Here is an 11,875-nt window from a genome sequence, read left to right on the forward strand (position 1 = left end):
AGGCGGCGGCGTGGGGGGTGGGGGCAGACAGGGGGGTCGGGGGGGGGGTGTCGTGGAGGGGGTAAACGTGGGGCCTCTGGGGGGTGCTGGGGGGGGGGGGGGGGTGTCTGGCCTTTTGGGGGCCGGACGCCCGCTCACCGACTCGGGAAGGTCAGCCGTTCACCTTGGCGTAGGCCGCGGTGAACTCCGCCTCGATGTCGTCCAGGCCCTGGCCGCGCAGGTCCTCGACGACCGCCTCGTAGTCGGCCATCTCGATCTGGCCCGTGAGGTAGCGGTTGTAGGCGTCCATCGCCTTGTCCTCGATCGTCGACCACTGCCGGTCGAAGGTCTCCGAGCTCAGCGACTGCGTCGGGTTGATGACGGCGTCCGGCTCCTGCGCGGCCATCTTCTCGTTGGCCTCGTCCACGTAGGGCTTCGTGCTCTTGTAGGTGACGATCTTCTCCGAGGGGCGCGACGACGAGTACGGCTGCACCTCCTGCTCCCAGGCGGTCTGGTCCTCGATCGTCACGACGCCGTCGGCGTCCTGCGAGTAGTGCGTGCCCTCGACACCGTTGGTCATGAGGCCGAACGGCTCCTCGTCCATGAGCTTGTCGAGGAAGCCCAGCACCTTCTTGACCTCGGCCTCGTCCTTCACCTCGGACTTCGGCAGGGCGAGCCAGCCGCCCATGCCGCCGCCGGTGTCGGTGATGATGTGGTGCGGCTGGCCGTCGAGCGTCATGTCGTTGACGAGCGCCCACTTCATGGGCGTCTTCGGGTCGGCGCTCTGCGCGAGGTCCACGTAGTTCTTCGCCTCGAACAGACCCGTGACCACGATGCCGCCCTTGCCGCGGGCGATCGCGTCCTGCTGGTTCTGCTTCTGGACCGTGACGAACTCCTGGTTCACCGCGCCCTGCTCGTACACGCCGCGGTACCACTCCATCGCCTGCTTGAACTCGTCGCTGGCGAACGCGGCGTGCACCTGGCCCGAGTCGTCGACGGAGAACTTGTCGCCCGCGCCGAAGTACCCGGTCAGCGAGCGGAAGCCGACGAGGAAGCTCTCCTCGCGGTCGATGAACCCGGTGGTGTCGTCCTTGCCGTTGCCGTCCGGGTCGTCCTTGGTGAACGCGACGGCGACCTTCTCCAGGTCCTCGATCGTGTGCGGCGTCTCCAGGCCCAGGTGGTCCAGCCAGTCCTGGCGGACGACGACCCCGTAGCGCGTCTTGATCTTCTGGAACGGGACCCCGTAGAGCTTGCCGTCCAGCTTGGCGGCCTCGAGGGTGTCGGGGTCGATCTTCGCCAGGTTCGGGAAGTCCTTCAGGAAGGGCTCCACGTCCCAGAACTGCCCGGCCTTGAGCGCCTGCCGCACGGTCGTGCTGTCGGTGACCGTCAGCGACACGATGTCGGCGAGCTGGCCGGACGCGAGGGCGGAGTTGATCTTCTCCTCCTTCGACGCGTCCGGGACCCACTGCATCTTGAACTCCTGGCCGGTGTACTCCTCCAGGGCCGTCTGGATCGGGCCGTCCGCGTCCGGCGTCACGGGGGTGTGCAGCATCGACATCCAGGTGATCGGGCTGTCGTCGGCCTTGCCGTCGTCGTCGCCCGAACCGTTGCTGCCGCAAGCGGTGAGCGCGAGCGCGGCCACCGCGGCCGCGGCCGCACCCTTGGCGAACAGGGTCTTGCGCATGGGTACTGCTCCTCTCATGACACCTGCTCCGTCGCAGGCGAGATCATCGGGTGGTGCAAGGAACGGTGGGTGGAGCCCGGGACCTCCGGGGACTCCTCCAGGGGGCGGAAGACGATGCGGGTGACCAGTCCGACGACGAACGCCGGGAGCCCGGCCCCGAAGAGCAGGAGCAGCGGCGTGGCGTACGTCCACAGCAGCCACCAGGCCGCGCCGACGGCGGCCGCGCCGATGATCGTCCAGTGCAGCGAGCCGAAGCCGATGAGCAGCGCTGCGGCGAACCGGCGCCGCGTGGTGGCGATGTCGGTGGCGGCCATGACGGGGAAGACGTAGGCGGTGGCGACACCGAGCACGACGAGCGCCAGCACGTTGACCGCCTGGAGGATCCACGCCGGGGCGAGGAAGACGTTGGTGACGATCACGCCGCCCGCACCCAGGACGACCGCACCGGCGAGCATCGCCTCGCCTGTCCGCTCGCGGACGTCGGCCACGAACGTGCGGGCGAGCGGGGGCGTCTCGCCGTGCCGCAGCCAGCGGTCCACGGACTTCGCCGTCGCGTACGACGCCGGGCCGAACCCGAGCAGGCCGAGCCCGAGGATCGTCGTCGCCAGCCACAGCACGCTCAGAGCCGCGACCCGGAAGATGCCGCGACAGATCGCGTCGATCCGCACGAAGCCCTCGAAGGAGAACATCAGTAGACGCCCTCCTCGCCGAACCGCTTGGCGAGGCGGTTGGCGAAGACCACGAGGACGAGGCCGACGAGCCCCTTGAACAGGCCGACGGCGGCCGCGTAGCTGAGCTGCCCGTTCTCGATACCCGCCGTGTACACGTAGGTGTCGAAGATGTCGGCGACGTCGCGGTTCAGGGAGTTCATCACGAGGAACATGTGCTCGAAGCCGAGCTCCAGGAAGTCGCCGATGGCGAGGATGAACATCACGATGATGGTGGGCCGGATGGCCGGCAGCGTGATGTGCCAGGCCTGGCGCATCCGGCCCGCGCCGTCGAGCTCGGACGCCTCGTAGAGCTGGACGTCGACCGCGGTCATCGCGGCGAGATAGACGATGGTGCCCCAGCCGGCGCCCTTCCAGATCTCCTGGAAGATGTACATCGGCCGGAGCCAGTCGGGATCGGTGAGGAACGGGACCGGGTCGAAGCCCCATGAGACCAGCAGGTTGTTGACGGACCCGCCGTCGGTCGTGAGCAGCACGTAGAAGATCGAGACGACGATCACCCACGACAGGAAGTGCGGCAGGTAGACGACCGACTGGATGCTGCGCTGGAACCACTTCGTGCGGACCTCGTTGAGCAGCAGCGCCAGGATGACCGGCACCGGGAACGCGAAGATCAGCATCCCCAGCGAGATCATCAGGGTGTTGCGCAGCAGGACGTAGAACGTGTCCTCGGAGAAGAAGCGCACGAAGTGGTCGAAGCCGACCCACGGGCTGCCGCCGATGCCGAGGAACGGCAGGTAGTCCTGGAAGGCGATGACGAGCCCGCCCATGGGCGCGTACTTGAAGAGGATGAAGTACAGGATCCCCGGCACTGCCATGAGGTAGAGCGCCTTGTGCTTCCACAGCGCCGGCACGCGCTTGCGGCGCGGGCGCGCGGGCACGCCGCCACCGGACGTCGTCGGCGTCGTCGGAGCCGCGGTCTTCGCGGCGGTGACCGCGCTCATCGCGCGGTCCCCTCGATCATCACAACCACCATTGGCGTGCCCCTCTGCTCGTCCTCGAGCTGTCCGCGCTCCTGGTGAAACGCGCCGGTAACCGGTTTCTCGGAAAGGTACCGGACAGGTCCCGGAATCGGCAAGCGCCTTCCACCGATCGGTGTCGAGATCGTGATCTGGCGCTCGCCGTGGAAGCACGAGACCGCCGGGTGGCCCCGTCTCGGCGAGGTAGCGGGCCCCGCGCCGAGGTAGTACCGGTCGCGGCGAGGGAGTACCCGGTCACGACGAGGTGGAACCGGGGCACCGGGAACGGGTACTACCTCGGCACGGCTCGAGCTACCTCGCGGGGACGGGCGTGTAGGTGCGCACGCGATGGCGCAGGGCGTCCGGGCCGGACGACGTCGCCCACGCGCCGTCGTCGGCGATCTCCCAGGTCAGCGCATCGACGACGGGGGCGAACGCGTCGCCCTCGACCGCCAGGTCGATCTCGGTGACGACGAGCCGGTCGGCGAGCGCCAGGGTCGCGGCGTAGACCTCGCCGCCGCCCATCACCCAGACCTCGTCCCCGCCGGGGGCCGCGGCGGCGAGCGCCAGCGCCTCGTCGATCGACGCGGCGGTGACCGCGCCCTCGTCGGACCAGCCGGGCCGCCGCGTCACGACGACGTTGGTGCGCCCCGGCAGCGGGCGGCGCGGCAGCGACTCCCACGTGCGGCGCCCCATGACGACGGGGTGCCCCGCCGTCGTCGCCTTGAAGTGCGCGAAGTCCTCCGGCACGCGCCAGGGGATCTCGCCCGCGGCGCCGATGACGGGCCGGCCCGCGGCGTCGTGCGCCTGGGCCCAGATCAGACCGATCACGTCGTCACCGGGGTCAGACCGCGACCGGGGCCTTGATGCCCGGGTGGTGCTGGTAGCCGAGCACCTCGATGTCCTCGTACGCGTAGTCGAAGATCGAGTCGCGCGGTGCGAGGCGGAGCGTCGGGTAGGGGTACGGGTCGCGCTCCAGCTGGGTGCGGACCTGCTCGACGTGGTTGTCGTAGACGTGGCAGTCGCCGCCCGTCCAGACGAACTCCCCCACCTCGAGGCCGGTCTGCGCGGCCACCATGTGCGTGAGCAGCGCGTACGAGGCGATGTTGAACGGCACGCCGAGGAACAGGTCGGCGGAGCGCTGGTAGAGCTGGCAGCTCAGCTTCCCGTCCGCCACGTAGAACTGGAACAGCAGGTGGCAGGGCGGCAGCGCCATGTCCGCGAGCTCCGCCACGTTCCACGCGCTCACGATGAGGCGGCGCGAGTCCGGGTCGACCTTGATCTGGTCGATCACGCCCGCGATCTGGTCGACGTGCTGCCCGTCCGGCGTCGGCCACGACCGCCACTGCACGCCGTACACCGGGCCCAGCTCGCCCTCCGGCGACGCCCACTCGTCCCAGATCGTCACGCCGTGCTCCTGCAGCCACCGCACGTTGGAGTCGCCGCGCAGGAACCAGAGCAGCTCGTACGCGATCGACTTGAGGTGCACCCGCTTGGTCGTGATCAGCGGGAACCCCTGCTGCAGGTCGTAGCGGAGCTGCCGCCCGAACACGCTGCGCGTGCCCGTCCCCGTGCGGTCCTCCTTGTGCGTGCCGTGCTCCAGCACGTCGCGCAGGAGGTCCTCGTAGGGGGTGGGGATCGCAGCCATGCGGCAACCCTACGACCCTCGCGACACCGCCGGCGGCGCCGCGACGGCGCGTCGCTGCGGAGCCCGGACCGGCCTTCACGGCGGCAGATCTGTCTCGGGTCGGCAGTTCGAGCTGCCGGACTGAGCCCGAAGTGCCGCGCCGACGTCTCGGACGTCACACCCCGCGGCAGTCACGGAGGAGGGCGCTGCGCGGTCGACGTGGTGAGAGCGCCCGACGGGCGCGGCACAGGAGGCAGTGATGCGACGCATCGTGATCGTCGGTGGCGGCTACGCGGGCTTCACGACGGCCCGGGAGCTGGAGAAGGGCCTGCGGCGGGAGCTGCGGCGCGGGGAGGTGGAGCTGGTGCTCGTCGACCCACGCCCGTACATGACGTACCAGCCGTTCCTGCCGGAGGTGGTGGCCGGGTCCGTCGAGGCGCGGCACGCGGCGGTGGCCCACCGCAGACACCTGCGCCGCACGCGGCTGGTCGACGGGTCGGTGGTGCGCGTGGAGCACGCGGACCGGGTCGTGGTCGTGCGGCCGCGCTCGGGAGAGACGTACCGCCTGCCCTACGACACGGTCGTGGTGACGGCGGGCGCGGTGACGCGCGTCTTCCCCGTCCCGGGCGTCGCGGAGCACGCCATCGGGATGAAGCACGTCGAGGAGGCGGTCGCCATCCGCGACCGGCTGCTGACGTCGTTCGACCGGGCGGCGAGCCTGCCGCGCGGCCCGGAGCGGGAGCGGCTGCTCACCGTGACGTTCGTCGGCGGCGGGTTCTCCGGCGTCGAGGGCTTCGGCGAGCTGCTGTCGCTCGCGCACGACCTGCTCCCCCGGTACCCGGAGATCGACGCCACCGAGCTGCGGTTCCACCTCGTGGAGCTCAGCGACCGCATCCTGCCGGAGGTGACGGACCGCCCGGGCCGGTGGGTCGTGGAGCAGCTCGAGCGCCGCGGCGGGCGCGTGCACCTCGGCACGGGCCTGGAGTCCGCGGTCGACGGGGTCGTCCGCCTCTCGACCGGCGAGGAGTTCGCGTCCGGGCTGCTGGTGTGGACGGCGGGCAACGCCGCGAACCCGGTGGTCGCGACGCACACCGACCTGCCGGTGGACCGCCGCGGGTACGTCGTCGTGCGGCCCGACCTGCGGGTCGGCACGGACGACGAGCCCGTCGACGACGCGTGGGCCGCGGGCGACGGCGCCGCCGTGCCCGACCTGGCCGTCGCGCGGCCCGGCGCGCTCGCCGTGCCCAACGCGCAGCACACCGTCCGGCAGGGCCGGCGTCTGGCGCGCAACCTGGTCGCGAGCCTGCACGGTCGCCCCACGCGCCCGTACGTGCACGGCAGCCTCGGCGTCATCGCCACGCTGGGGCTGGGGTCGGGCATCTTCCAGTCCCGCGGGATCGTGGTGCGCGGCCGGCTCGCGTGGCTCGTCCACCGCGGCTACCACCTGCTCGCCGTCCCGACGTGGGAGCGCAAGGCCCGCGTGCTCGCGGTCTGGCTCACCGCCGCGGTCTTCGGGCGCGACGTCGTCTCCCTCGCGTCGGTGCAGACGCCCCGCGCCGCGTTCGCCGCGGCCACCACGCCCGACGACGCGCCCGACGACGTGAGAGCCGCGCAGGACGACGCTCAGGAGGCCGTGGCGTAGCCCGCCAGCTTGTCGGGGTTGACCTGGACGTACACGTGCTCGACCCGCCCGTCGACGACGTCGAGCGCCAGGAGCGCGAACGGCGCGCCGTCCAGGTCGACCACGACGGCGGGCAGGCCGTTCGCCTCGACGGCGCGCACCGTGCCGGCGTCCCAGAACTTGCGCCACACGTTGTCGAGGAAGAGCGACACCCGCGCGAGGCCGACCAGCTCGACGCGCGACGCGTGCACCCGCCCGCCGCCGTCGGGCCGCGCGACGACGTCGTCGGCCAGGTAGCGCTCGAAGCGCGCGAGGTCGCCCTCGTGCGCGGCGGCCACGAGCTCGTCGAGCAGGCGCCGGTGCTCGCCGGGGTCGACGGGTACCGCCTCGCGCGTGCCGAGCCGGTCGCGCGACCGCCGGGCGAGCTGGCGTGCGTTCGCCTCGGTGAGGTCGAGGATCTCCGCGATCCGCCCGTACGGGTAGCCGAACGCCTCCCGCAGCACGTACACGGCGCGTTCCACCGGCGTGAGCCGCTCCATGAGCAGCAGGGTCGCGAGCTCGAGGGCCTCGGCACGCTCCGCTCCCAGCGCGGGGTCGTCGGAGGTGTCGACCGGCTCGGGGAGCCACGGCCCGACGTACGTCTCGCGACGGGCGCGCGCCGACGTCGCCGCGTTGATCGCGAGCCGCGTCGTCACGGTCGTGAGGAAGGCCACCGGGTTCCGGACCTGGTCGCGGTCCGTGCCCTGCCAGCGGAGCCAGGCGTCCTGCACGACGTCCTCCGCCTCGGCGACGCCCCCGAGCATCCGGTAGGCGATGCCGAACAGCTGCGGCCGGACGGCGAGGAACGCGTCGAGCGCCCCGGCGCCCTCGGTGTCGTCGAGGGGGCCGGGGCGCTCGGGCGCGTCGGGACGCGACGTCATGCGGCCAACGCTACGCCCGCGCCCCGGCGAAGTCCGCGTACGTCACGGCGCCGAGCCGGGCGTCGCCCTGCGGCACGATCGAGTCGTCCGCGAGCACGGCCCCGAAGTACGGCGCGGCCGGGTCGGCCACCACCTCGCGGGCGTCTCCCGACGCCCCGAGCGCGGCGGCGATGAACTCGTCGAACCGGACCCGCTCCGGGCCGGCGACGTCGAGCACGACGTCGCGCGGCTGCCCCGCGGCCGCCTCGGCCACGAACCGCGCCACGTCCGCCGACGCGATCGGCTGGAACCCGACGGGCGGGATGCGCACCACGCCGTCGACCGTGGCGCCGTCGGCGATCCGCGGCGCGAACTCGAAGAACTGCGTGGCGCGCACGACCGTCCACGGGACACCGCCGGAGCGGATCAGCTCCTCCTGCGCCACCTTGGCCCGCAGGTACCCGGAGTCCGGGTTGCGGTCGGCGCCCACGATCGACAGCGCCACGTGGTGCCGCACGCCCGCGCGCTTCTCGGCGTCGAGCAGCGTGCGCGTCGACGTCGTGAAGAAGCGCAGCACGTCGTCGTCCGCGAACGACGGCGAGTTCGACACGTCCACGACGACGTCGGCGCCCGCGAGCGCCGCGTCCACGCCCTCGCCGGTCAGGGTGTCCACGCCCGTGCTGGGCGCGGCGGCGACGGCGTCGTGCCCGGCCTCCGTGAGGTGTGCGATGACCTGCGTCCCGATGAGTCCCGTCCCACCGACGACCACGATCTTCATGAGCCTGTCCTCTCTGCGGTGCTGCTGAGGTGTCCCTGCGGCGGGCGGCCCGGTGGCCGCCCGACACCCTGTCGACCGGGGACCGCGGCGGTCCGTGACAGGCGCGGTCGTGTGACCCCGGCCACACCGGAATCGGACGGGCGGCCCGCACGTTCTCCTCGGGACGTCCCGGACTTCCCCGGACGAGCAGTGGGAGGATCACCTCATGACGGACCAGAGCACCGCGCCCGACACCGCAGCCCCCGTGACGCCGTCGCCCACCGACCCGCTGTGGGTGGAGCGCACCGGCAACCGCACCTACCGCGGGCACACCGCCCGCGGCGCCAGCGTGGAGATCGGCCCCGTGGAGGCGGGCGCCGTCTTCACGCCCGGCGAACTGCTCAAGATCGCGCTGGCCGCGTGCGCGGGCATGAGCAGCGACACGAAGTTCGCCCGGGCGCTCGGCGAGGCGTACGAGGCCGTGATCCGGGTCGAGGACGCGAAGGACCTGGACGAGGACCGGTACCCGGTGCTCACCGAGCGTTTCGAGATCGACCTGTCGGGGCTCGACGAGGCCACGCGGAACAAGACCCTGCTGCTGGCGCAGCGCTCGATCGACCGGGCCTGCACCGTGGGCCGCACCCTCAAGGCGGGCGCCCTGGTGCCGCCGGCCGTCTTCGAGCAGCCGGCCGGCGACGCGGAGGACGACGCGGAGGAAGCCGCGTCGTGACCGGGCGCGGCAGGGGTGGCGAGAGCCCGACGCCGGGCGACGAGGTCGTGCGCGCGGACGTGCCGGGAGACGGGGCGGGCGACGAGGTCACCGAGGTCCGGGACCCGGCCGCGCGCGGCGAGGAGTGGGCCCGGTACCGGCCGACGCCGCTGCTCGACGCGCTGCTCGACAAGGCCGTGACGATCCCGTCCGCCGCGATCCACAAGCACGTGGACCGGCTGCGGGCACGAAACCCCGAGGCCGACCCGGCCGGGATCGTGCGGATCCTGGAGAAGGAGTACCTGACCCTGCTGACGACGGCGGGCGGCGCCGTGGGCGCGGCGGCCGCGGCGCCGTCGGTCGGGACGGCCGCGGCGACGGCGCTCACCACGGGCGACGTGGCCACGTTCTTCGGCGCGTCGGCGGCGTTCGCGCTCGCCGTCGCCGACGTGCACGGCATCGAGATCGACGACGTGCCGCGCCGTCGCGCGCTGCTCCTGGCGACCGTGCTGGGCGACCGGGGCGCGAAGGACGTCGAGAACGCGATCGGCGGCTCCTCCGTGGCGTGGGGCAAGGTGCTGCTCACGTCCATGCCGCAGACGACGATCAAGCGGGTCAACAAGACGCTCGCCCGCCAGTTCCTCAAGCGGCAGGTCGCCAAGCAGGGCTCGCTCGCGCTCGGTCGGCTGCTGCCGTTCGGCGTCGGGTTCGTCGTGGGCATCGCGGGCGGGCGCGCGCTCGGCCACGGCGTCGTCGCGCAGTCGCGGCGCGCGTTCGGCCCGCCGCCCGAGCACTTCCCCCGCGTCGTGGAACTGGTGCTCGAGCCGGGCGACGACGTCCCGACGCTGCGCGCGCCGGACGCGCCACGGCGCACGTCGCCGAGCCGGTGGCTGCCGAGCCGCAAGGGGCGTGGCCGCACGCCGGAGGACGACGGCTCGTGACGACGCCCGCCACGCCCCGCGCCCACCACGTCGAGGTGGCACGCGTCGTCCCGGTGGAGGCGTCCGTCGCGTTCGCCTGGGTGGCGGACCTGCGCACCCACCCGCGGTGGATGATCGCCACCAGGCTCGAGGGGGCGGCCGGGCCCGGCCCCGAGGTCGGCGACCGCTACACGATGGCGAGCGGCCCGGGCGCGCGGCGCGACCCCGGCGCCGCCCTGGCACGCCTCGTGGTCATCGACCGGATGGTCGTGGAGCAGCTGGAACGCCCCTCCACCGCCGCCGCCCGCGTCGGCCGCACCCGGCTGCGCAAGCTCGGCCCGGTGCTGCTCGGCGAGGCGGGCTTCGACGTCGTCCCGATGGACGCCGGCCGCTGCCGCGTCGTGTGGTGGGAGGAGGCGTACCTCGCCGGCCCGCTCCCCCGCGCCGTCACCGCGCCGCTGGTCGGGATCGCCCTGCGGGGCTTCATGCGCCTCTCGCTGGGCCGGCTCGCGCGGGCGCTCGACCGCCGGCGCTGACCGGTCGCGGCGACCGGCGCCCCGCCGTCGTGGGACGCCCTGCCGCCGCCGACCCACGGCCGGTATGGTCCGTGGGGTGAGCACCGAGGGTTCCACCGCGCCGTCGTCCACCACCCCGACCGCCCAGGCCGCCGACCTCGCCGAGAGGCTCGGGGACCTGCGCCGCGAGTACGCGGACCTGCAGGCCCGCGGCCTGAGGCTCGACCTCACGCGGGGCAAGCCGTCCGCCGAGCAGCTCGACCTCTCCGAGGCGCTGCTGGCTCTGCCCGGCGAGGGCCACCACACGGCCGAGGACGGCACGGACACGCGCAACTACGGCGGGCTCGCCGGGCTGCCCGAGCTGCGCGCCATCTTCGCCGAGTTGCTCGGCGTGCCCGTCGACCAGCTCCTCGCGCAGGGGAACGCCTCGCTGACTCTGATGTACGACACGATCGTGCAGGCGCTGCTGTTCGGCGTGCCGGGCTCCGAGCGCCCCTGGTCGCGCGAGGAGCAGATCACGTTCGTCTGCCCCGTGCCCGGGTACGACCGGCACTTCGCGATCTGCGAGGAGCTGGGCATCCGCATGGTCACCGTGCCGATGACGCCCGACGGCCCCGACGCCGAGGCCGTCGCCGCGCTCGTCGCCGACGACCCGACGATCAAGGGCCTGTGGGTCGTGCCGACGTACGCCAACCCGGACGGCTCGGTCGTCTCGGAGTCCGTCGCCCGGCGCCTCGTGTCGATGCCCGCCGCCGCCCCCGACTTCCGCATCTTCTGGGACAACGCCTACGCGGTGCACCACCTCACGGAGCACGAGGCGAAGTCCGCGAACGCGATCGGCCTCGCCGCCGAGGCCGGCAACCCCGACCGCGTGCTCCTGTACGCGTCGACGTCGAAGATCTCCCTGGCGGGCTCCGGCGTCGCGTTCTTCGCGTCGTCGCCCGCCAACGTCGCCTGGTTCACGAAGCACCTGGGCATCCGCTCCATCGGCCCGGACAAGGTCAACCACCTGCGGCACGCGCAGTTCTTCGGCGACGCCGCCGGCGTGCGCGCCCACATGCGCAAGCACCGCGAGGTCCTCGCGCCCAAGTTCCGCGCCGTGGTCGACATCCTCGACGCGCGGCTCGGCGACGCCGGCGTCGCCACCTGGACCCGGCCCGACGGCGGCTACTTCGTCTCCGTCGACGTCGTCCCGGGCACCGCGGCGCGCGTGGTGCAGCTCGCCAAGGAGGCCGGCATCGCGCTCACCCCGGCCGGCGCCACCTTCCCGTACCACCAGGACCCGAACGACCGGAACCTGCGCCTCGCGCCCACCATGCCGCCGCTGGACGAGGTGCGCGTCGCGATGGACGGCGTCGCCACCTGCATCCTGCTCGCCGCGGCGGAGGCCGCCGCCGCGTCCTGACGGTCACCCACCCGGAGTGTTGTGAGCGGACGATTGGCCCTGTCGTGAGGCCATGACGGGGCCAATCGTCCG

At 72.9% G+C, this 11,875-nt stretch carries 12 protein-coding genes; 5 read left to right on the top strand and 7 right to left on the bottom strand.

Annotation, left to right across the window (positions count from 1 at the left end):
- Positions 1 to 151: 151 nt before the first annotated feature.
- The 5 genes from ACFCZN_RS09255 to ACFCZN_RS09275 form a co-directional block, all read right to left on the bottom strand.
- On the bottom strand, positions 152 to 1,663 hold the full coding sequence (locus tag ACFCZN_RS09255) for an extracellular solute-binding protein (RefSeq protein ID WP_429764379.1): 1,512 nt from the start codon (positions 1,661 to 1,663) through the stop codon (positions 152 to 154).
- Between the two features lie 14 nt (positions 1,664 to 1,677).
- Complete coding sequence (locus ACFCZN_RS09260; protein ID WP_430556576.1) at positions 1,678 to 2,352, bottom strand: YesL family protein; 675 nt, start codon at positions 2,350 to 2,352, stop codon at positions 1,678 to 1,680.
- Positions 2,352 to 3,335 carry an ABC transporter permease gene (locus ACFCZN_RS09265; protein ID WP_429764377.1) on the bottom strand — a complete coding sequence of 328 codons (984 nt, stop codon included), beginning with the start codon at positions 3,333 to 3,335 and terminating at the stop codon, positions 2,352 to 2,354. The genes ACFCZN_RS09260 and ACFCZN_RS09265 overlap by 1 nt, the downstream gene beginning before the upstream one ends.
- Positions 3,336 to 3,662: 327 nt before the next feature.
- On the bottom strand, positions 3,663 to 4,181 hold the full coding sequence (locus ACFCZN_RS09270) for a dihydrofolate reductase (protein ID WP_430556577.1): 519 nt from the start codon (positions 4,179 to 4,181) through the stop codon (positions 3,663 to 3,665).
- 13 nt (positions 4,182 to 4,194) lie between these two features.
- The gene (locus ACFCZN_RS09275; RefSeq protein WP_429764375.1) at positions 4,195 to 4,998 is read right to left on the bottom strand and encodes a thymidylate synthase; all 804 of its coding nucleotides are present in this window, start codon (positions 4,996 to 4,998) and stop codon (positions 4,195 to 4,197) included.
- Positions 4,999 to 5,236: 238 nt separating this feature from the next.
- Between ACFCZN_RS09275 and ACFCZN_RS09280 the strand changes: the two genes are divergently transcribed.
- Complete coding sequence (locus tag ACFCZN_RS09280) at positions 5,237 to 6,619, top strand: NAD(P)/FAD-dependent oxidoreductase (RefSeq protein WP_430556578.1); 1,383 nt, start codon at positions 5,237 to 5,239, stop codon at positions 6,617 to 6,619.
- On the opposite strand, the gene sigJ is transcribed toward ACFCZN_RS09280, so the two are convergent.
- Positions 6,601 to 7,518: an RNA polymerase sigma factor SigJ gene (gene sigJ, locus ACFCZN_RS09285; protein ID WP_430556579.1), complete on the bottom strand. Its 918-nt coding sequence runs from the start codon at positions 7,516 to 7,518 to the stop codon at positions 6,601 to 6,603. The genes ACFCZN_RS09280 and sigJ overlap by 19 nt on opposite strands.
- A 10-nt stretch (positions 7,519 to 7,528) precedes the next feature.
- Positions 7,529 to 8,275: an SDR family oxidoreductase gene (locus ACFCZN_RS09290; protein ID WP_429764372.1), complete on the bottom strand. Its 747-nt coding sequence runs from the start codon at positions 8,273 to 8,275 to the stop codon at positions 7,529 to 7,531.
- 205 nt (positions 8,276 to 8,480) lie between these two features.
- On the opposite strand from ACFCZN_RS09290, the gene ACFCZN_RS09295 reads away from it, so the two are divergent.
- The 4 genes from ACFCZN_RS09295 to ACFCZN_RS09310 all read left to right on the top strand — a co-directional run bounded on the left by ACFCZN_RS09295 (position 8,481) and on the right by ACFCZN_RS09310 (position 11,803).
- Positions 8,481 to 8,984: an OsmC family protein gene (locus ACFCZN_RS09295; RefSeq protein WP_430556580.1), complete on the top strand. Its 504-nt coding sequence runs from the start codon at positions 8,481 to 8,483 to the stop codon at positions 8,982 to 8,984.
- Positions 8,981 to 9,904 carry a hypothetical protein gene (locus ACFCZN_RS09300; RefSeq protein ID WP_430556581.1) on the top strand — a complete coding sequence of 308 codons (924 nt, stop codon included), beginning with the start codon at positions 8,981 to 8,983 and terminating at the stop codon, positions 9,902 to 9,904. Before ACFCZN_RS09295 ends, ACFCZN_RS09300 begins: the two co-directional genes overlap by 4 nt.
- The gene (locus ACFCZN_RS09305; protein WP_430556582.1) at positions 9,901 to 10,419 is read left to right on the top strand and encodes an SRPBCC family protein; all 519 of its coding nucleotides are present in this window, start codon (positions 9,901 to 9,903) and stop codon (positions 10,417 to 10,419) included. The genes ACFCZN_RS09300 and ACFCZN_RS09305 overlap by 4 nt, the downstream gene beginning before the upstream one ends.
- 64 nt (positions 10,420 to 10,483) lie before the next feature.
- Complete coding sequence (locus tag ACFCZN_RS09310) at positions 10,484 to 11,803, top strand: aminotransferase class I/II-fold pyridoxal phosphate-dependent enzyme (protein ID WP_430556583.1); 1,320 nt, start codon at positions 10,484 to 10,486, stop codon at positions 11,801 to 11,803.
- The last annotated feature ends 72 nt before the right edge of the window (positions 11,804 to 11,875 follow it).

The organism is Isoptericola sp. NPDC056134 (assembly GCF_042264825.1).
In the GTDB taxonomy this organism is placed as follows: Bacteria; Actinomycetota; Actinomycetes; order Actinomycetales; family Cellulomonadaceae; genus Isoptericola; species Isoptericola nanjingensis.